This is a genomic window from Bradyrhizobium diazoefficiens USDA 110 (genome assembly GCF_000011365.1).
GTDB lineage: Bacteria > Pseudomonadota > Alphaproteobacteria > Rhizobiales > Xanthobacteraceae > Bradyrhizobium > Bradyrhizobium diazoefficiens.
In genome coordinates this window covers 852,367-873,020 of record NC_004463.1, presented here as the reverse complement: position 1 = coordinate 873,020, position 20,654 = coordinate 852,367, and the positions used below count along the sequence as shown (strand labels likewise).

Genomic DNA, 20,654 nt, shown 5'->3' with positions numbered 1-20,654 from the left:
TTCAAGCACCATCCGCACCACAACCGTCATCGCCCGGCTTGACCGGGCGATCCAGTACTCCGAGACGGCAATGATTAAATCGATGGTCCGCGGCGTACTGGATCGCCCGCCTTCGCGGGCGAAGACAGTTGAGAATGTGGCACCGCCGCCCCCACGACATCTTGTCCGGCTTTGTCGCGACGGCGACGCCAAATCCTGCTACGATCGTGCCCAAGAAAGTTAAAAGGAGTCCATCATGAGCTGGCAACCCTCCAACGATCCCGTGCTCGGCGATCCCATGTCCTGCGATGCGCTCGATCTTGTCATCGTGCCGCGCACGCGCGACCTCGGCGACGGCTTCGTCGTGCGGCGCGCGCTGCCCCATGGCAGGCGGCAAATGGTCGGACCCTTCATCTTCTTCGATCATTTCGGCCCGGTGCAGTTCGTTTCCGGCAAGGGCATGGACGTGCGGCCGCATCCGCATATCGGACTTGCCACCGTCACCTATCTGTTCGACGGCTCGATCATGCACCGCGACAGCGAGGGCAACGTCCAGGAGATCGCGCCCGGTGCGATGAACCTGATGACGGCGGGCCGCGGCATCGCGCATTCCGAGCGCACGCCGGATGCGCAGCGCGCCTCGGGCCAGCAGATGCTGGGCCTGCAAAGCTGGATCGCGCTGCCGGCCGGATCGGAAGAGATCGCGCCATCGTTCCAGCATTACGGCGCCGGCGACCTGCCGATGATCTCCGAGCGGGATTTCACCGCGCGGGTGATCGCGGGCTCCGCCTTCGGCATCACGTCGCCGGTGTCCATGGTCTCGCCCTGGTTCTACACCGAGGTCACGGCGGTCGCGGGCGCGAGCGTGCCGCTTGACCCCGATCACGAGGAGCGCGCGATCTACGTGGTGGACGGCGAGGTCGAGATCGCGAACGAGCGCTATGAGGGGCCGCGGCTGCTGATCTTCCGCCCCGGTGACCGCATCACCGTGAAGGCACTCAAGGCCACGCGAATGATGTTTCTCGGCGGCGATGCACTGGAAGGCCCGCGCCACATCTGGTGGAATTTCGTCTCCTCCAGCAAGGATCGGATCGAGCAGGCCAAGCAGGACTGGAAAACCGGCCGCTTCGCGGCGGTTCCTCAGGAACATGAGTTCATTCCGTTGCCGGAATAGGCTAATCCGGTTTCCGGCCGTGCCGTCAGGCGCGGCCGGATTTCCCGCCTGAAGGCCATGCCTTCGAAAGATCTGTCTGCGAAAGCTTTGCCGATGACCACCATGCTCTCCAGCGACCTGCCGCTCCCCAAGATCGGGCGCGGCAAGGTGCGCGACATCTATGCCGTCGACGACGACCGCCTGCTGCTCCTTACCACCGACCGCATCAGCGCCTTCGACGTCGTCATGGGCGAGACCATCCCGATGAAGGGCGCGGTGCTGACCCAGATCAGCGCGTTCTGGTTTGGCGAGCTTGAAGGCGTGGTGCCGCATCACATGATCAGCGCCGACACCGACGAGATCATCGCGGCCGTGCCCGCCTTGAAGCCGCATCGCGCCGAGATCCTCGGCCGCGCCATGCTCTCCCGCCGCACCACGGTGTTTCCGATCGAATGCGTGATCCGCGGCTATCTCTCGGGATCGGCCTGGAAGGAATACGCCACCAGCGGCACGCTCGCGGGCGAGAAGCTGAAGGCCGGCCTCGTCGAGAGCGAGAAGCTGGAGCCAGCGATCTTCAGCCCGGCGACCAAGGCCGAGACCGGCCATGACGAGAACATCACGATTGCGCGGATGCGCGAGGTGGTCGGCGACGAGACAGCCTACACGCTCGAGAGCATGACGCGCGCGATCTACACGCTCGGCGAGGAGCTGGCGCGCGAGCAGGGCATCATCATCGCCGACACCAAGTTCGAGTTCGGCCGCGACAAGGACGGCCGCATCATCCTGATCGACGAGGTGATGACGCCGGATTCGTCGCGGTTCTGGGCCGTCGATGCCTACAAGCCCGGCCAGCCACAGGCGAGCTTCGACAAGCAGCCGCTGCGCGACTATCTCGACGTCGAGCGCCGCGCCGGCCGCTGGAACGGCGACGCCCCGCCGCCGCCGCTGCCGGCGAGCGTGGTGGAGGCGACCAGCAAACGGTATCTGGAGGCGTATCGGCGCGTGACGGGGAAAGAGCTGAAGATTTAGGCGCAGTTGCTGCCACAAACTCGTCATTGCGAGCGCAACGAAGCAATCCAGAGTCTTTCCGCGGAGGGATTCTGGATTGCTTCGCTACGCTCGCAATGACGTGGAGGGGGTCGGTGCGCCGCTCCGGCATTGTCCATCCGGCTCTATTCCCTCACGCATGATTGGCCGTTCACATGCCATCGCCGAAACTGTCGGATATTTCATAGTTACAAGAATCCTGTTGCGCTAAGTCCGCAGTCGTCTACGTCTCGGACGGGACTTTTTCAGGGGCGAGCGCAACCGCGTGACCGATCCAGCAATTATTTTCAGTCCGGCTGCCCGTTTCAACCCGGCCCTCAGGCGTGCGCTGAATGATATATTGGGCGGGAGCGCCGCCAGCGTCCTGGCCGTCACTTTCGGGCTATCCTACGCGCTGCTGATCTTCACCGGGCCGCTGTCGCCTTATCTGTCCTACGGCATCGCCGCGACTTTCATCAGCTCCGCGGTCCTTGCGGCTGTCATCGGGCTGGGAAGCTCCCTGCCCTTCGCGGTCGCCGGCCCCGACAGCTCGACCGCCGCAGTGACGGGCATCTTGGCCGCCTCACTGGTCGAACGCATTGAAGCGGCCAATCTGTCGGCGCCGCTGCTCTCGCCCGTCCTGATCACGCTCGGCCTGTCGACCATGCTGACCGGGATCGTGCTGTGCGGACTGGGACTGACGCGGATGGGCCGCGCCATCCGCTACGTGCCTTATCCGGTGATCGGCGGCTTTCTCGGCGCCACCGGGCTCTTGATCGTGATGGGCGCGATCCGGGTGATCACCGATCATCCCGTGCAGTTTGCCACCCTGCCGCGCTTCACCAACGGCGTCACGATGTCGGAGCTGGGCGCCGCCTGCGCGATGGCGCTGGTGCTCTATCTGACGTGGCACCGCTCGCGCAACGCGTTCGGGTTGCCGATCATCCTGGTCGGCGGCATGCTCGCCGCGCATCTGGCGTTCCGGATCGCCGGGATTTCGCCGGAGGAGGCGCGCGCTTTGGGCTGGATGTTCCAGCCGCCGCCGCCGGCGACCTTCATGTTGCCCTGGCACATCGACGACCTCGCGCACTATCCGTGGTTCGCCGTGCCGGACCTGCTCGGCAACGTCGTCGCCGTCATCTTCGTTAGCGCCTCCAGCACCCTGTTCAACACCACCGGCATCGAGGTCGCCGCTCACCGCGAGGCCAATCTTGAGCGGGAGCTGAACACTACCGGCGCCGCCAATATCCTGTCCGGCGCGCTCGCCGGCTATGCCGGCTGCATCTCGGTCAGCCGCTCGATCCTCAATTTCAGCAGCGGCGGCCGCGGACGCCTGTCCGGCTTCACGGTTGCGGCCATATCACTGCTGATGCTCGCGATCGCACCGGAGCTGCTCGGCTTCATGCCGAAATTCGTGCTCGGCGGCCTGCTGCTCTATCTCGGCGCCGATCAGCTCCACAAATGGCTCATCGAGTCGCGCAAGCGGCTCTCGAAGCTCGAATATCTGTCGCTGGTCGCCATCATCGCGATCATCGTCATCTGGGGTTTCGTGCCGGGCATCCTGATCGGCGTGATCATCGGCTGCGCGACCTTCGCATTCAGCGCGGCGCGGGTCGAATCGATCAAATACAGTTTTGACGGCGCCGAATATCGCTCCTCGCTCGATCGCTCGCGCGACGACCAGGAGGTGCTGCTCGCTCATGGCGGCAAGATTCAGGGCCTGAATCTCCAGAGCTATCTGTTCTTCGGGTCCGCCAACCGGCTCTATCAGCACGTCAAGAAGCTGCTGCACGAACGCCCGGAGTGCCGCTATCTGCTGTTCGACTTCAAGCTCGTCACCGGCGTCGATTCGTCGGCCGCCTACAGTTTTGCCCAGATCAAGCGCAGCGCCGGCGACCTCGGCGTCGAGCTGATCCTGGTGTACCTGCCAGCCGCGGCCGAGAAGGTGCTGCGCTCCAGCGATTTCCTCGGCGACGGCGTCACCGTCATTCCCGAGCTCGATCATGCGCTGGAGTGGTGCGAGAACGAGCTCATCGCGCAGCATCAGGGCCTGGCGCAGGAAGAGGCGAATTTGCGCGACTGGTTCGCAGGGATTCTCGACAGCGAGGACGATGCCGACGAACTGATCCGCCGCTGCCAGCGCCTCGAGGTCGAGGCCGGCGAAATCATCGTGCAGGCCGGCGATGCCGCCGATTCCATGCACTTCATCCTCGACGGCCGCGTTGGGATCATGATCCCCGCGGAGCAGAATGGCATGACGCGGGTCCGAAGCCTCGGGCGCTACACCACGATCGGCGAGATGGGCCTGGTGTCGCAGACGCCGCGCAGCGCGACGATCCAGGCCGAGGTCGACAGCGTGCTCTACGTGCTGAACACGCACCAGTTCGACGCGATCAGGGACGAGGCCCCCGCGCTCAGCCGCAAGCTGCTGACCTATTTCGTGTCGGTCATGGCCGAGCGACTGACATTTGCGAACAGGACGATCGCGGTGCTGCGGCGGTAACGACCGCGTAGTCCGGACGGAGCGAAGCGCAGTCCGGGCTACGGCACTTCCGTCTCATGAGATTGCGCCACCAAGCATTGCAATGAGGCAGTTGGCGTGACCCATTGCGGTGCATTGGGACAATAGCGGGCGTCGCCGATCTGCAATATGATCCTGCCTGCCATTGCTCTCCGAGTACGATACGGCGTGCCTCCGATGAAGCTTTTCTTATCGCAAGGGCCCCCGCTTGCGCCGAGCGCAAACGGCGTCGGTTGCACGCCGCTCCAGACCAGCGCGAGAAGACCGCCAGGGATCGCGCAACGGACCCCGGACAGCGAAAGCGCATTTGGAAGACAGCAATGGAGGAAAAAACATGACACGTACATGCGCGACAAGAATTGCAATAGCAGTCTCGACCTTCGCCTGCGCGACGTTGTTCTCCTTCGCCTGGTCTGAGGAGCACGGCGTCTCGATGTCGGTCGACAGTGCACAGGCGCGGGTCGGTCGCCCGCTGACTCCCGTGAGCGTTGCCGGCGTAGCGCGTCGACAGACACGGCGCGCCGTATATGGTGCCGGCGCCTACGGTGTCGGAGCAGGTGTCGCAGCGGTTGGCACAGCCGCCGCGATTGCCGCAACGTCACCTGGATGGGGGGCCGGTCCGGGCTATTATGCGGGCGGCGGTCCTTACGCGTCTTACGCCTACTCGCCGGAGGACTGGCGCAGGCGAAACGGCATGGTCTGCACACCCGGTACGCTGACCAAGATGGAGGACGGCCGCATGTATCGCTGTCAGTAATGGCACAGTCGCATCAGCGGGAGGCGGCTTTCGAGCCGCCTCCCGCATCTTGCACCTTTGCCAGACGGCGCACGCCTCGCAACAGCGAGCAAGCCGCTTTGCAATTCCTGTGCTCCATTGATCCAGATCAAGCCGGGAGCAAATGACCAGAGAATGCTGATCGCTCGGCTTTGATACCCGAGGGAGATTGCCATGAAGCTGGCCGGCACCAAGCGAATGCTACTTGTTGCAGCCGTTCTAGGCTGTGGAATTTTCGGCTCGATCAATTGGTCACACGAGGACGGCATCACGCTCGTCGTTCAAGCCGCTGAAGCCAGGGTCGGACGACCGGCAACCCCGGCGAGCGTCGCCGGCGTCGCACGTCGAACCACGCGGCGCGCGGTCGTAGGGGGAGCGGCGGTAGGCGCGGCAGCGGTCGGCACAGCATGCGTCCGCGTATATGTGAACGGCGCCTACGTGTGCCGCTGATGCATTCGCGCCGGCGAGTTCAAATCGCCGGCGCGCAGCATCGATTGCCGGTTAGACCCCCGCCATCATCACGTATTTGATCTCGACATACTCTTCCATGCCGTGGCGCGAGCCTTCGCGCCCCAAGCCGCTTTCCTTGACGCCGCCGAACGGCGCGACTTCCGTGGTGATCAGGCCGGTGTTGACGCCGACCATGCCGGACTCCAGCGCTTCGGCGACACGCCAGACGCGGCCGAGATCGCGGGAATAGAAGTAGGAGGCGAGCCCAAACGGCGAGGCGTTGCACATCGCGATGACGTCGGCCTCGTCCTTGAAGCGGATCACCGGCGCGAGCGGGCCGAAGGTTTCCTCCTGCGCCACCAGCGAGTCCGGCTTGACGTCGGCGAGCACCGTGGGCTCGAAGAAGGAGCGTCCGAGCTCGCTGCGCTTGCCGCCGGTGACGACCTTGGCGCCGCGCTTCACGGCGTCGGCAATGTGGCGCTCGACCTTGTCGACCGCCTTCAGGTTGATCAGCGGGCCCTGCGTCACGCCGGCTTCTGTGCCGTCGCCGATCTTCATCACCGCGACCTTCTTCGACAGCTTCTGCACGAACTCGTCGTAGATCTTGTCCTGGGCGTAGAGGCGGTTGGCGCAGACGCAGGTCTGGCCCATGTTGCGGTATTTCGAGACGATCGCGCCTTCGACCGCCGCATCGATATCGGCGTCGTCGAACACCACGAAGGGCGCGTTGCCGCCGAGCTCGAGGCCGAGCCGCTTCACGCCGACGGAGGCCTGCTGGTAGAGAATCTTGCCGACGGCGGTCGAGCCGGTGAAGCCGACGAAGCGCACCGCCGGATGCTCGCACAGCACCTTGCCGATCGGCGGCGCATCGCCGGTGATGATGTTGAGCACGCCCTTGGGGATGCCGGCCTTCTCGGCGAGCACGGCCAGCGCCAGCGCCGACAGGGGCGTCTCGTTGGCGGGCTTCAGCACCACGGTGCAGCCGGCCGCCAGCGCCGGCGAGACTTTTCGCGTGATCATCGAGTTCGGGAAATTCCACGGCGTGATCGCACCGCAGACGCCGATCGGCTGCTTGATCGCGAGCAAGCGCGCATCAGGACGTTGCGTCGGAATGGTTTCGCCATAGACGCGGCGGGCTTCCTCGGCGAAGAACTCGATATAGGCGGCGCCGATGTCGACCTCGCCCAATGCCTCGGAGAGCGGCTTGCCCTGCTCGGAGGTGAGGATCAGCGCAAGGTCCTCGCGATTGGCGATGATCAGCTCGAACCATTTGCGCAAAATGTTGGAGCGCTGCTTGGCGGTGTGCTTGGCCCAGGCGGGAAAGGCCCGCTCGGCGGCTTCGACCGCTTTGGTCGTATCGTCCGCACCAAGCTGCGGAACCTTCGCAAGCTCGACGCCGGTGGCGGGATTGTTGACGGCAAAGACCGGCGTGCCGACCCAGGCGCCGTCGATGTAGCAGGCCTCCTTCAGCAGCGACGGGTCCTTCAACCGGTCGCGCAGGGTGGCGGTGGCGTGCTGAGCGCGTGCGGCGGCAGTCGGGGTCATGGCGTTACTCCTCGGAGCGCGATCGGATCGGCCCGGAATATAGGGACAGACGGCGCGTAATGCACCGCCCCGCAACGCACATCAGATGGGAGCTAAGCTCGTAGCGGCGAACTTATTGTTTGAGCATGATCTTTCCGGAAAACCGCTGCACACTTTGCGCTAACGCGGCCCTTCGGGTCCGGATCATGCTCAGGCCGCGCCGCTCATATAGGTCTCGCGCCGGCCGATCATGCGCTCGGCGGCGGCTTTGGCGTCGGACTTCGAGGAGGTCGCACAGGTGCGATATTCGAGATCGGGAACGCCCGTGGTGTCGCGGCGGCCAAACCACGATTTCGAGCCGACCGGAAGCAGCGCCAGCGCCTGCGCCAGATTGTCGACCGCGCCGAAGGAATAGAGCGCGCCGCTGCCGGCGATGCGGACCTCGTAAATGCCGGGCGAGATCGGCGCCTCGAGATTGTCGCCCCGTCCGGGACGGGGATAGCGCTTCCATTCGCTCCAGGTTGAAATCATCAGAGGTCCCCCTCGCGGCCGGTGCCGGCCGCCAAATTTGTATCAAGTCCTAACGTCCGCGGCTGATTGGGCCCGTTGCCAAACGCCGCAACGCACAAAATGTTTCAAGTGCTTCAAACACGCGAAACATATCGCCGGAGCCCGTCCACGGTCACGGTTCGTTGCGGCCATCCACCGCAGATTGTGACGGAGTGTTTCAGTTTAGACGTCTTGTCGTCCTGCGCGCGGCGCGGGTCGTCAAGTCACGACATCGCGACCGGCGGAGACATCGCGACGCGCTTGCCGCGCGGGGCATGCAGGAGGACAATCGATCACTTCCAACAATAATCAAACCGGAGGAAACGCGTATGCAAAGCCAAGCCCAGATCGACGAGGTTCTGCGTAAGACAAGCGACGCCAAGGAGATTCCCGGCGTCGTGGCCATCGCCGCCAGCGGTAACGACGTGCTGTATCAGGGCGCGTTCGGCAAGCGCGATCTGTCCAAGCCCGACGCGATGACAGCGGACAGCGTGTTCTGGATCGCATCGATGACGAAGGCGGTGACGACAGCGGGCGCGATGCAGCTGGTCGAGCAAGGCAAGCTGTCGCTGGACGCGCCGATCGGTGAGGTGCTGCCCGATCTCGCCAAGCCGCAAGTGCTCGAAGGCTTTGACGCCAAGGGCGAGCCGAAGCTGCGGCCGGCCAAGGGACCGATCACGCTGCGCCAGCTCATGACCCACACCGCAGGCTTCTGCTACGACATGTGGAACGGCAATATGGGCATCTATCTCGAGAAGACCGGAACGCCGGGTATCATCACCTGCCAGAACGCCGCGTTGAAGACGCCGATCGCCTCCGATCCCGGCACGCGCTGGGAATACGGCACCAATATCGATTTCGTCGGCAAGGCGGTGGAAGCCGTCAGCGGCAAGCGGCTGGACGCGTATTTGCGTGACAGTCTGTTTACCCCGCTCGGCATGAGCGACACCGGCTTCAAGATCACCGACGACATGCGCAAACGGCTGGTCGGCATGCATGCGCGCGGCGAGGACGGCCAGCTCGGCGCGATCCCGTTCGAGCTCGAGCAGGCGCCGGAATTTTGCATGGGCGGCGGCGGCCTCTATTCGACCGCGGCCGACTACATCAGGTTCACGCAGATGATCCTGAACAAGGGCCGCGGCAACGGCAACCAGGTGCTGAAGGCCGAAACGGTCGCGACGATGGGGCAGAACCACATCGGCGATCTCAACGTCACCAAGATGACCTCGGTGGCGCCGATGTACACCAACGACGTCGACCTCTATCCGGACCAGGTGAAGAAGTGGGGCCTCAGCTTCCTCATCAACACCGCCAAGACGCCGGAAGGCCGCAGCCCGAACAGCCTCGCCTGGGCGGGCCTCGCCAACACCTATTACTGGATCGACCCGGCGCGCGACGTCACCGGCGTGATCCTGATGCAGGTGTTGCCGTTTGCGGACGGAAAGTGCCTGGAGGCGTTCGCGGGATTCGAGCGCGGCGTCTATGCCGGGCTCGATGCGGGGAGCGGGCAAAAGGCGGCGTGAGGGGGCGACTTCGCGCACGGCTCTCACCACACGACGACTGTCATCCCCCGCGAAGGCGGGGGATCCAGTACGCCGCGGCTTCTCAATAAATCACAGGCGTCTCGGAGTACTGGATCGCCCGGTCACGCCGGGCGATGACAGCGGAGAGCGAGGCGCGGGCTTGCGTTACGCCGTCAGCCCGCGCTGCTCCGCCAGCTCCTTCAGCGACACTTGCGGGCGCGCGCCGATGTGCTGGATCACTTCGGCGGCCGCAAGCGCGCCGAGCTCGCCGCACTGCTTGTACGGCAGGTTGCGCGCCAGGCCATAGAGGAAGCCGGCGGCGAAGAGATCGCCGGCGCCTGTGGTGTCGACGAGCTTGGCGATGGGAGCCGCCGGCGCGGCGACGGCGTCTTCCGCCGAGACGACCATGCAGCCCTTCTCGCTGCGGGTGACCACGCCGAGATTGACGTCGTTGCGCAGCTGCTTCAGCGCCGTGTCGAAGTCCGAGGTCATGTAGAGCGAATGCAGCTCGGACTCATTGGCAAAGACGATGTCGACGGTGCCGTTGCGCATCAAGGACAGGAACTCGTCGCGATAGCGATCGACGCAGAAGGAATCCGACAATGTCAGCGCCACCTTGCGCCTCGCGTCATGAGCGATCTTGGCCGCCTTGACGAAGGCCTCCTTGGCGTTCTTGGGGTCCCAGAGATAGCCCTCGAGATAGACGATCCCGGCGCTCGCGATCTCGGCCGGATCGATGTCAGCCGGCGACAGATCCTGCGCCGCGCCGAGATAGGTGTTCATGGTGCGCTCGCCATCGCCCGTGACCAGGATGTAGGAGCAGCCGGTGGCGGGACCATCCTTCGCGGCGGGCGTGTTGAAGGCAACGCCGGCGGCACGGATGTCGTGGACGTAGAGCTTGCCGATCTGGTCGTCCTTGACCTTGCCGACATAGGCGGCGCGGGCGCCTAGGCTGCCGATGCCGACGATGGTGTTGGCGGCAGATCCCCCCGAGACTTCCGTCGCCGGGCCCATGTCCTGGTAGATGGCGGCGGCCCGCGCCTCGTCGATCAGCGACATGCTGCCCTTGGTCATGCCGTGCTTGGCGAGAAAAGCCTCGTCGGTCCTGACCAGCACGTCGAACAGCGCGTTGCCGATCCCGAGAACGTCATATTTCACGTCAGCCATTCACCTTGATCCTGTTTGGCGGATTGCGATTGCCGGGAAAATCCGCTTCCTGTCGGCCTGAAATCTGGCTCGCGGCCTATCACGACCCGGCCTTCGCGGGCAAGCCACGGTATTATGCACGCGCAATGATCCGCTCCTTCCTGACCGTCTCGACGGGAACACTGGCCTCGCGACTGCTGGGCTTTGCGCGCGATTCCATGATTGCCGCCCTGCTCGGCACCGGCGCCGTGGCGGACGCCTTTCTGGCGGCGTTCCAGCTCGTCAACGTGGTGCGGCGGCTGCTCAGCGAAGGGGCCCTGAACGCGGCGCTGATCCCGGCCTGGCTGCGCGTCCGGGATCGCGACGGCGAGGTGGCCGCCTCCGCCTTCGCGGGACGCGTGCTCGGCACGGTCAGCGCGGCCCTGATCGCGATCTCGGTCGTCATTGCGCTGCTGATGCCGCTGATCATCACGGTGATCGCGCCGGGATTTCTCGGCAGCAGCAGCCTCGATCTCGCCGTCCAGAACGCGCGGCTGATGCTGCCCTATCTCGCTTTCGCCGGCCCCGTCACCGTGCTGATGGGGCTGCTCAACGCGCAGGGGCGTTTTGCGCTCACGGCGTTCTCGCCGCTGCTGTTCAACATCGCCCTGATCGCCGCAATCGCGACGCTGCTGGCCTGGCATGCCGATGCGACCTTCGCGGCGTGGATGCTGGCGGCGACCGTCGGCATCGCCGGGCTACTGCAACTCGCCATGTTGCTGTCGCAGCGAAGCGGACGGCTTGCCGCACCGTTGCGCGCAAGCTTCGACAAGGAGATGCGCGGCTTCTTCGCCAAGGCCATTCCCGGCATGATCGCAAGCTCGGGCCCGCAATGGCTGATGGTGGCCGGTGCGATCATCGCTTCGGCGACGCCCTCTGCCGTCTCCTGGCTCTATTTCGCCAACCGCCTGATCGAGCTGCCGCTCGGCATCGTCGGCGTCGCCATGGGAACGGTGCTGGTGCCGGAGCTCACGCGCGCCGTCACCGGCGGCGACCGCGACGCGGTGGCGCATGCGGAATCGCGCGCGCTGGAACTTGCGACCGGGCTCGCGCTGCCGGCAACCCTCGGCCTGATCGTGCTGGCCGAGCCGATCGTGCGGCTGCTGTTCCAGCATGGCGCCTTCGGCGCCGATGACAGCACGGCCACCGCGCGCGCGCTGATGTGGCTGGCGCTGGGCCTGCCGGCCCACGTGCTGATCAAGGCGCTGTCACCGGCCTTCTATGCCCGCAGCGACACGATGACGCCGCTGCTCGCAACGGCCAAGGGTTTTGTGGTCGCGGTCGCGCTTGCGGTTCTGCTCGGCCATTTCTTCGGCGCAAGCGGGATCGCCGCGAGTATCGCGGCCGGCGCCTGGAGCAGCGCGCTCTCGCTGCTGCGGAAGGGCACGGGCGAATTCGGCTTCTCGGTCGACACCGCCGCCCGCAAGCGACTGCCGCGGATCGTGCTCGCCGCTTCCGCCATGGGCGCCCTGCTCTGGCTGACCGCTGGCCTGGTGCCGCCCGAAGCGCATGGCGTCATCCAATTCATCGTGCTGGGCGTGCAGATCGCGGCCGGAATCGCCGTCTACGGCCTGCTCCTGCAAATCCTCGGCGCGGCCTCCTGGCGCGAGGCGGCTGCCGCCTTGCGGCGGCCCGCCTAGCCCGACCTCGGCGCGCAGGATGATCGAATTGCCCTTGACGAGGCAGCGCCGCTGTTGGAAACGACGGCCGGTACCTTCCAGGAAAGCTTGCCATGCCATTCGTTGAACGGGTCTTCTCGGGCGTCCAGCCGACGGGCAATTTGCATCTCGGCAATTACCTCGGCGCGATCGTCAACTTCGTGAAGATGCAGGAAACCCATAACTGCATCTATTGCGTCGTCGACATGCACGCGATCACGCAGGGCGTGGACGTCTGGGGCGGACCGGTCGAGCTCGCGCGCAACACCCGCGAGGTGACCGCCGCGTTCATCGCGAGCGGCATCGATCCAAAGAAGCACATCGTGTTCAACCAGAGCCAGGTCTCGGGTCATGCCGAGCTCGCCTGGATATTCAACTGCGTCGCGCGCATGGGCTGGCTCGGCCGCATGACCCAGTTCAAGGAGAAGGCCGGCAAGGACCGCGAGAACGCCTCCGTCGGGCTGTTCGACTATCCAGTGCTGATGGCGGCCGACATCCTGCTGTACCGCGCCACCCATGTGCCGGTCGGCGAGGACCAGAAGCAGCATCTCGAGCTCTCGCGCGACATCGCGCAGAAGTTCAACAACGACTTCGGTGACTCGATCCGCGCCCAGGGCACCAATGACGGCCTGTTCTTCCCGCTGCCGGAACCCTTCATCACGGGCCCGGCGACGCGCGTGATGAGCTTGCGCGACGGCACCAAGAAGATGTCGAAGTCGGATGCCTCGGACAATTCGCGCATCAACCTCACCGACGACGCCGACACCATCGCGCAGAAGATCCGCAAGGCGAAGACCGATCCGGAGCCGCTTCCGACCGAGGAGAAAGGCCTGGAAGCCCGGCCCGAGGCCGACAATCTCGTCGGCATCTTCGCGGCGCTCGCCGACCGCTCCAAGGCCGACGTGCTCAGGGATTTCGGCGGCGGACAGTTCTCCAGCTTCAAGAACGCGCTGGCGGAGCTGTGCGTCACCAAGCTCGCGCCGATTGCCGGCGAGATGAAGCGCCTCGTCGCCGACCCCGGCCATATCGACGCGATCCTGAACGAGGGTTCCGACCGGGCCCGCGCGATCGCCGACGAGACCATGAAGCTCTCGAAGGACATCGTCGGCTTCATCCGCCGGCGCTGATTGTCGCATTCGCAAAACGCGGCCGGCGCGCCGACGTCGGCCGCTTCCCCTCTCCCAAACGTTGCGGGAGTGTGGCAGCATGCCGGCCGCGCACACGCCGGGACATGCATGACCAGCAAGCGACTTTGCTTCGAGCCGGGTCACAAGCCCAAATGCCTCGTCATCGTCGACGACACCGCCGAATGGGACCGCGCGGTCTACTACGCCAGCCGCTGGGCGATCCGCGCCGGCGGCGGGGTGGTGATGCTGCGCATCATCGAGCCCGAGCAGCGGACCCAGGAATGGCTTGGTGTCGCCGACATCATGCGCGCCGAGGCGCATGAGGCGGCGGAAGCCGCGCTCGACCGCGCCGCCGGCCGCGCCAACGGCATTGCCGCGATCACGCCGGAGCGGGTGATTCGCGAAGGGGCCGCGATGGAACAGCTGCTCGCGGTGATCGACGAGGACCCCGACATCGCCATGCTGGTGCTCGCCGCCAATCCCGGCGCGGAAGGTCCGGGACCCCTGGTCGCGCTGCTCGCGCATGAGCTGGGCACGTTCCCGGTGCCGGTGACGATCATCTCCGGCGCGCTGAGCGACCAAAGCGTGGATTCGCTGTCGTAGGCCGGGCGCTCGTCATGCCCGGGGCTTGTCCCGGGCATCCACGTTTTTGGTTCCGCGAAGTAAGGCGTGGATGGCCGGGACAAGCCCGGCCATGACGAGGTTGGAATATCTTGGCACCTTAACCCACTGATATAACAACGGAACGGCCATCTCGCCCCTTGATCGTGCGTTCCCCGTCGCCATCTGCTAGTGGATAGCTTGCGCGCCGGCCTTGAACCGGCGACGTCTGGAGAAAACCATGTTCATTCAAACCGAAGCCACCCCCAATCCCGCCACGCTGAAATTCATTCCCGGCCGCGTCGTGGTCGACGGCAGCCCGATGGAATTTGCGAGCCGCGAATCGGCAGCGCGTTCGCCGCTCGCCGAAAAGCTGTTCGAGGTGCCCGGCGTCACCGGCGTGTTCTACGGATCGGACTTCATCACCGTGACCAAGGCGAACGGTGAATGGCAGCAGCTCAAGCCCGCGATCCTCGGTGCCATCATGGAGCACTACATGTCGGGCGCGCCGCTGCTCGCCGACGGCGCCGCGCAAAGCGATGCCGATCTCGACGACGAGGACGAGTTCTTCGACGAGGCCGATGCCGAGACGGTCGACATGATCAAGGACCTGATCGAGACCCGGGTGCGGCCGGCGGTCGCCAATGACGGCGGCGACATCACCTTCCGCGGCTTCAAGGACGGCATCGTCTATCTCAACATGAAGGGCGCCTGCTCCGGCTGCCCGTCATCGACCGCGACGCTCCAGCACGGCATCCAGAACCTGCTCAAGCATTTCGTACCCGACGTGGTCGAAGTCCGGCCGATGTGACGACGAAGTCGTCATTCCGGGGCGGTCCGAAGGACCGAGCCCGGAATCTCGAGATTCCGGGTCTGGTGCTGACGCACCATCCCGGAATGACAGCTTGCGTGGGGCATTTTGGAGGCCTGCAAATCGTGCGTGATGAATGGCGGATTGGCGCGTGGTTCGCTACACTACTCGTTATTCGCCACTCGCCATTCGCGTTCTCATGCTGATCCTTGCCATCGATACCGCGCTCGAGGCGTGCGCGGCCGCCGTGCTCGATACCGACGCCGGCGAGCTGCTTGCGCAGGAGCAGCTTCTCATGAAGCGCGGCCACGCCGAGGCGTTGATGCCGATGATCGCGCGCGTCATGCAATCGGCCAATCTTTCCTTCACCGCGCTCGACCGCATCGCCGTCACCGTCGGCCCGGGAAGCTTCACGGGCCTCCGCGTCGGCATTTCGGCAGCGCGCGGCCTTGCACTCGCGGCCAAGCGGCCGGCCGTCGGGCTGACGACGTTGTCGGCCTATGCCGCCACCGTCGTCGGCCAGAGCAAATCGGCCCCGGTCATCTCCGCTATCGATGCGCGGCACGATCACGTCTATTTCCAGATCGTCGCCGGCGACGGCAGCCAGCTGGTGCGGCCGGGCGTCGTCTCCGTCGACGAGGCGATCGCGGCCTCGCAATTCGGCGCACCGCATCTGGTCGGCAATGCCGCAAACATCCTTGCCGATCGCTGGCCGAAGGATGCACCGCAGCCGGTCGCGGTCGACGCGCAGCCCGCGCCCGATATCGGCTGGGTCGCATGGCTTGGCGCTGCCGCCGATCCCGAGACAAATCCGGCGCGGCCATTCTATCTGCGCGCCCCCGATGCAAAACCGGCAACGCAGCCGCCGCTCGCAGCTCAAGCCGCAACTTCATGATGAGCTGGCTGTCGGAATGGTGGCGCGGCGGCACGGCCGCCGTCGAGCCGGCTTCCGCGCGCGATGCCGCGCGGCTCGCGCAGCTTCATGGCGCCTCCTTCGCGCACGGCTGGGGCGAAGGCGAATTCGAGAGCATGATGAGCGAGCGCAATACGCTGGTGCATCGGCTGCGCCTCGGCCGCAAGACCATCGGCTTTGCGGTGTCGCGGATCGGCGCGGACGAAGCGGAGATCCTCTCGATCGCGGTTGACCGGGCCCATCGCGGCCGCGGCCTCTCCCACACGCTGCTGATGAGCCATCTCGGCCACCTCGCCGGGCGCGGCGTGCGCACGATATTTCTCGAGGTCGAGGAAAACAACCAGCCGGCACGGCGGCTCTACGCGAGGTGCGGATTCATGGTGGTCGGCCGCCGCGAACGCTACTATAAACAGCCGAACGGGGAACAATTGAACGCCCTTCTGATGCGGCGTGACTTGTCGTAACATTGATGGCAGAAAGCGCCCCGTCAGGCAGACAGATCATGACCGCACTGAAACCTTCTTCTGCATCCAAGGCGTCCGGCATCGAGGCGCGCTGTGCCGCCACCGGCATGCGCATGACCGAGCAGCGCCGCGTCATCGCCCGCGTGCTCGCGGAGGCGGTCGATCATCCCGACGTCGAGGAATTATACCGCCGCTGCGTCGCCGTCGACGACAAGATCTCGATCTCAACCGTGTATCGCACCGTCAAGCTGTTCGAGGATGCCGGCATCATCGAACGCCATGACTTTCGCGAGGGACGCGCGCGCTACGAGACGATGCGCGACAGCCATCACGACCACCTCATCAATCTGCGCGACGGCAAGGTGATCGAGTTCACCTCCGAAGAGATCGAGAAGCTCCAGGCGGAGATCGCCCGCAAGCTCGGCTACAAGCTGGTCGACCACCGGCTCGAGCTCTATTGCGTCCCGCTCGACGACGACAAGCCCACAAGCTAAGTGCCCGTCGATCTCATCATCTTCGACTGCGATGGCGTGCTCGTGGACAGCGAGGTGATCTCCTGTCGCGCGCATGCGGATGTGCTGACCCGCCACGGCTATCCGATCACCTCGGAGGAGGTACTAATCCGCTTTCTCGGCGTATCCGAGAAGGACGCGCGGCGGATGGTCGAGCAGGAAATCGGCCGCAGCCTCCCCGACGATCTGGAGAGCCAAGTGAATGCGGCCACGCTGCAATTCTACGCCAGCGACTTGCAGCCGATCACCCATGTGGCCGCGGCGATCGCCGCAATCGATCTACCGAAATGCGTCGCATCGAGCGGCACGCCGGAGAAGATCCATCACGGCCTGACGTGCGCCGGGCTCTACGACCTGCTCGCGCCGAACATCTTTTCCGCGAGCCAGGTCGCCCGCGGCAAGCCCGCGCCCGACCTGTTCCTGTTTGCCGCCGCGCAGATGAAGGTCGCCCCGGAGCGCTGCCTCGTGATCGAGGACAGCCTTCCCGGAGTGACCGGCGCGCACGCCGCCGGGATGACCGTGCTGGGCTTTCACGGCGGCAGCCATTGCCCGCCGGGGCACGCCGAAAGGCTGCGGGCCGCCGGCGCCGGACTGACGTTCGACGATATGCGGCAATTGCCGGAGCTGGTCCGGCGGGTCGAGGCGGACGCTTTGGCGGGCTGATTTCGCCCCCTTGCCCGTCATTCCGGGGCACGCGCAAGGCGCGTGAACCGGGAATCCCGTGCTTTTGGAGCGATTCCGGGTTCGCCCGCCTTGCGGGCGCCCCGGAATGACCGCCTCGGGCTCCATTCGCTGGATTTTCCCCCCTCCAGCCTATATCTGAGGGCCGTCCTCCACCTCCATTTTCGGGTTCCATGACGCCGCCGCGCAAGCTGCACATCAAATCATATGGCTGCCAGATGAACGTCTACGATGCCCAGCGCATGGTGGACACGCTGGCTCCGGAAGGATTCGTGGAGACGGCCAGCGCCGAGGACGCCGACCTCGTCATCCTCAACACCTGCCATATCCGCGAGAAGGCCTCCGAGAAGGTCTATTCCGAGCTCGGCCGGCTGCGCGTCGCCAAGGACGAGGCCGCCCGCGGGGGCCGCGCGATGCAGATCGCCGTCGCAGGCTGCGTGGCGCAGGCCGAGGGTGAGGAGATCGTGCGCCGGGCGCCGGTGGTTGACGTCGTGGTCGGCCCGCAGAGCTATCATCACCTGCCGGAGCTGCTGAAGCGGGCCGGCAACGAAGGCCGCGCGGTCGAGACCGAATTTCCCGCGGCCGACAAGTTCGGCTTCCTGGCCCAGCCGAAACCCGATGCGATCCGCGCGCGCGGCATTTCCGCCTTCGTCACGGTGCAGGAAGGCTGCGACAAGTTCTGCACCTTCTGCGTCGTGCCCTATACGCGCGGCGCCGAAGTGTCGCGCCCGGTGGCCAGGATCGTCGACGACGTGAAGCGGCTCGCCGACAACGGCGTGCGCGAGCTCACGCTGATCGGGCAGAACGTCAACGCCTATCACGGCGACGGACCCGACGGAAAAAGCTGGCCACTCGGCCGGCTGCTCGAACACCTGGCAGGGATTCCCGGCATCGCGCGGCTGCGCTATTCGACCAGCCATCCCCGCGACGTCGATGACAGCCTGATTGCGGCCCATCGCGATCTCGCGGCCCTGATGCCGTTCGTGCACCTGCCGGTGCAGTCGGGCTCGGACCGGATTCTGGCCGCCATGAACCGCAAACATACCGCCGATGATTATCGGCGTGTCATCGACCGTTTCCGGGCCGCGCGCCAAGACATTGCTTTTTCATCAGATTTTATCGTCGGATTCCCGGGTGAAAGTGAGCAAGATTTTCTCGCCACCCTCGCGCTTGTCACGCAAATCGGCTACGCTGCCGCTTATTCGTTCAAATACTCCGCCCGGCCGGGAACGCCGGCCGCGGATATGCAGGAGACGGTGTCCCCCGCCGAGATGGACCAGCGATTGGAGCGGCTCCAGGAACTGATCGACAGCCAGCAATCGGCCTTCAACAAGGCCGCGATTGGCTCAACCGTCGATGTGCTGTTCGAGCGTCCGGCGCGCAAGGACGGCCAGATCGTCGGCCGCACCGCCTTCCTCCAGCCCGCGCATGTGATGGCCTCGCCCGGCATCATCGGACAAATCCTTCCGGTGCGGATCGACAGCCTCGAACGCTACAGCTTCCTAGGGGAGCTCGTCACACCGCGCGTTGCGCGCGAGCCCGCTTTATCACCCATCGCCACTGGAGCCTGAACCCTTGCCAAAAAGCGCATCGGATTCGTCTTCTATCGCTCCCAGCCGCAAATTTGACCGCGACATGCAAGTTCCGCCCGAAACCCAGGTCGTCATCGACTTCGACGACAACCGCGCCGCATCCGCACTGGTCGGCCCGTACGGCCAGCACCTCGCGCAGATCGAGCGCCGGCTCGGCGTCGTCGTCGATTCCAAGGGCAACCACATCACCATCGGCGGCACGCGCGACGGTTGCGATGCCGCGCGCCGCGTGCTGGAGGTGCTCTACGCCCAGGCGGTGAAGGGGCAGGATCTCGACCAGGGCGAGGTCGAGGGCGCGATCCGCGCCGTGATCGCACAGGGCTCCCTGTTCGAGTTCGACGCCAAATCGGCCAAAACGACCTTCGACAGCATCAACTTGCGTAAACGCCCGGTGCGCGCGCGCACCGCCGCGCAGGACTCCTACATCCGCGCGCTGAAGCGCCACGAACTGGTGTTCGGCATTGGACCTGCCGGTACAGGCAAGACCTGGCTCGCGGTCGCGCATGCCGCGCAACTGTTCGAGCGCAAGGAAGTCGACAAGATCATCCTGTCGCGCCCGGCGGTGGAAGCCGGCGAGCGGCTCGGCTTCCTGCCCGGCGATCTCCGTGAGAAGGTCGATCCCTATCTACGCCCGATCTACGACGCGCTCTACGACCTCATGGACGCACGCATCGTCGAGCGAGCGCTGCAAACCGGCGAGATCGAGATCGCGCCGCTCGCCTTCATGCGCGGCCGCACGCTGACCAACGCCGCCATCATCCTGGACGAGGCGCAGAACACAACATCGATGCAGATGAAGATGTTCCTGACCCGCCTCGGCGAGAACAGCCGCATGATCGTGACCGGCGATCCCTCGCAGATCGACCTGCCGAACGGCCAGACCTCGGGCCTCGCCGAGGCAACCCGCCTGCTGAACGGCGTCGAAGGCATTGCACAAGTTCATTTCAAAGCCGAGGACGTGATCCGCCACGAACTCGTGGCGCGGATCGTCTCCGCCTATGAAGGGCAGCCGCAGCGGCCGGCCGCCGGTAAATCCTGACGGGACAACAACCGGACCATATGGGCGCGGACGCGAGCGCCTTTTCGTTCCGAACAAAGACAATGTCACACCCCAACCTTCCCATGACCGAGGTCCTCGTCGTCGCCGATTGCTGGCAGCGCGAACCCGATTCCGAAGCCGTGATCCAGCGCGCGGTCGCGGCCGCCGCCGAGAGTGTCGACGAAGACGTCGCGGAGGCGGAAGTGGCGGTGATGCTGACCGACGATGCCGGCATCCGCACGCTCAACAGCAACTGGCGTGGCATCGACAAGCCGACCAACGTGCTGTCGTTTCCCGCGCTCCAGCCGGAGGGCGAATGGAAGGAAGGCGATGCGCCGCGCATGCTCGGCGACATCGCGATCGCCTACGAGACCATGCGGCGCGAGGCGGACGAGGAAAAGAAGCCGTTCGACCACCATCTGAGCCATCTGGCCGTGCACGGTTTCCTGCACCTGATCGGCTACGACCACGAGAACGACGACGACGCGGAGGAGATGGAAGCGCTGGAGACGCAGATCCTGGCCCATCTCGGCATTCCCGATCCCTATGCCGACCGCCCGGGGACGCACTGA

The 20,654-nt window shown here is 65.3% G+C and carries 20 protein-coding genes; 17 read left to right on the top strand and 3 right to left on the bottom strand.

The window, feature by feature from the left end:
• Window positions 1-235: 235 nt before the first annotated feature.
• From BJA_RS04105 to BJA_RS42770, 5 genes are all read left to right on the top strand, one after another.
• Window positions 236-1,153, top strand: coding sequence for a pirin family protein (locus BJA_RS04105; RefSeq protein ID WP_011083635.1), 918 nt, complete (start codon window positions 236-238; stop codon window positions 1,151-1,153).
• Window positions 1,154-1,246: 93 nt separating this feature from the next.
• Complete coding sequence (locus tag BJA_RS04100) at window positions 1,247-2,161, top strand: phosphoribosylaminoimidazolesuccinocarboxamide synthase (RefSeq protein ID WP_011083634.1); 915 nt, start codon at window positions 1,247-1,249, stop codon at window positions 2,159-2,161.
• A gap of 283 nt (window positions 2,162-2,444) precedes the next feature.
• Window positions 2,445-4,661, top strand: coding sequence for an SLC26A/SulP transporter family protein (locus BJA_RS04095; RefSeq protein WP_011083633.1), 2,217 nt, complete (start codon window positions 2,445-2,447; stop codon window positions 4,659-4,661).
• 352 nt (window positions 4,662-5,013) lie between these two features.
• A complete protein-coding gene (locus BJA_RS43945) occupies window positions 5,014-5,436 on the top strand; it encodes a hypothetical protein (RefSeq protein ID WP_231166608.1) in 423 nt (140 codons plus the stop codon).
• Between the two features lie 192 nt (window positions 5,437-5,628).
• Window positions 5,629-5,904, top strand: a complete 276-nt coding sequence (locus BJA_RS42770; protein ID WP_011083630.1) for a hypothetical protein — start codon at window positions 5,629-5,631, stop codon at window positions 5,902-5,904.
• Between the two features lie 51 nt (window positions 5,905-5,955).
• Here BJA_RS42770 and BJA_RS04085 read toward each other — a convergent pair whose 3' ends face one another.
• Window positions 5,956-7,449: an NAD-dependent succinate-semialdehyde dehydrogenase gene (locus BJA_RS04085; RefSeq protein WP_011083629.1), complete on the bottom strand. Its 1,494-nt coding sequence runs from the start codon at window positions 7,447-7,449 to the stop codon at window positions 5,956-5,958.
• A gap of 189 nt (window positions 7,450-7,638) precedes the next feature.
• Window positions 7,639-7,959, bottom strand: coding sequence for a hypothetical protein (locus tag BJA_RS04080; RefSeq protein ID WP_011083628.1), 321 nt, complete (start codon window positions 7,957-7,959; stop codon window positions 7,639-7,641).
• A gap of 347 nt (window positions 7,960-8,306) precedes the next feature.
• On the opposite strand from BJA_RS04080, the gene BJA_RS04075 reads away from it, so the two are divergent.
• Window positions 8,307-9,500 (top strand): serine hydrolase domain-containing protein, encoded by a 1,194-nt coding sequence (locus BJA_RS04075; RefSeq protein WP_038965168.1) that lies wholly within the window; start codon window positions 8,307-8,309, stop codon window positions 9,498-9,500.
• A 165-nt stretch (window positions 9,501-9,665) separates the two neighbouring features.
• Here BJA_RS04075 and BJA_RS04070 read toward each other — a convergent pair whose 3' ends face one another.
• Window positions 9,666-10,667 (bottom strand): adenosine kinase, encoded by a 1,002-nt coding sequence (locus BJA_RS04070; protein WP_011083626.1) that lies wholly within the window; start codon window positions 10,665-10,667, stop codon window positions 9,666-9,668.
• 125 nt (window positions 10,668-10,792) lie between these two features.
• Here BJA_RS04070 and murJ point away from each other — a divergent pair, with 125 nt between their 5' ends.
• From murJ to ybeY, 11 genes are all read left to right on the top strand, one after another.
• The gene (gene murJ / locus BJA_RS04065; protein WP_011083625.1) at window positions 10,793-12,325 is read left to right on the top strand and encodes a murein biosynthesis integral membrane protein MurJ; all 1,533 of its coding nucleotides are present in this window, start codon (window positions 10,793-10,795) and stop codon (window positions 12,323-12,325) included.
• A 92-nt stretch (window positions 12,326-12,417) separates the two neighbouring features.
• Window positions 12,418-13,470, top strand: a complete 1,053-nt coding sequence (gene trpS, locus BJA_RS04060) for a tryptophan--tRNA ligase (RefSeq protein ID WP_011083624.1) — start codon at window positions 12,418-12,420, stop codon at window positions 13,468-13,470.
• A gap of 108 nt (window positions 13,471-13,578) precedes the next feature.
• Window positions 13,579-14,073: a universal stress protein gene (locus tag BJA_RS04055; RefSeq protein ID WP_038965167.1), complete on the top strand. Its 495-nt coding sequence runs from the start codon at window positions 13,579-13,581 to the stop codon at window positions 14,071-14,073.
• Between the two features lie 238 nt (window positions 14,074-14,311).
• Window positions 14,312-14,881 (top strand): NifU family protein, encoded by a 570-nt coding sequence (locus BJA_RS04050; protein WP_011083622.1) that lies wholly within the window; start codon window positions 14,312-14,314, stop codon window positions 14,879-14,881.
• 199 nt (window positions 14,882-15,080) lie between these two features.
• Entirely contained in the window at window positions 15,081-15,776 is a 696-nt protein-coding gene (gene tsaB, locus BJA_RS04045) for a tRNA (adenosine(37)-N6)-threonylcarbamoyltransferase complex dimerization subunit type 1 TsaB (RefSeq protein ID WP_011083621.1), read from the top strand.
• Window positions 15,773-16,258: a ribosomal protein S18-alanine N-acetyltransferase gene (gene rimI, locus BJA_RS04040; protein ID WP_011083620.1), complete on the top strand. Its 486-nt coding sequence runs from the start codon at window positions 15,773-15,775 to the stop codon at window positions 16,256-16,258. The genes tsaB and rimI overlap by 4 nt, the downstream gene beginning before the upstream one ends.
• Window positions 16,259-16,296: 38 nt before the next feature.
• Entirely contained in the window at window positions 16,297-16,752 is a 456-nt protein-coding gene (locus tag BJA_RS04035) for a Fur family transcriptional regulator (RefSeq protein ID WP_011083619.1), read from the top strand.
• Window positions 16,753-17,433, top strand: a complete 681-nt coding sequence (locus BJA_RS04030) for an HAD family hydrolase (RefSeq protein WP_011083618.1) — start codon at window positions 16,753-16,755, stop codon at window positions 17,431-17,433.
• A gap of 191 nt (window positions 17,434-17,624) precedes the next feature.
• Entirely contained in the window at window positions 17,625-19,022 is a 1,398-nt protein-coding gene (miaB, locus tag BJA_RS04025; protein ID WP_011083617.1) for a tRNA (N6-isopentenyl adenosine(37)-C2)-methylthiotransferase MiaB, read from the top strand.
• A gap of 64 nt (window positions 19,023-19,086) precedes the next feature.
• Entirely contained in the window at window positions 19,087-20,082 is a 996-nt protein-coding gene (locus tag BJA_RS04020; protein WP_011083616.1) for a PhoH family protein, read from the top strand.
• Between the two features lie 62 nt (window positions 20,083-20,144).
• A complete protein-coding gene (ybeY, locus tag BJA_RS04015) occupies window positions 20,145-20,654 on the top strand; it encodes an rRNA maturation RNase YbeY (RefSeq protein WP_038965162.1) in 510 nt (169 codons plus the stop codon).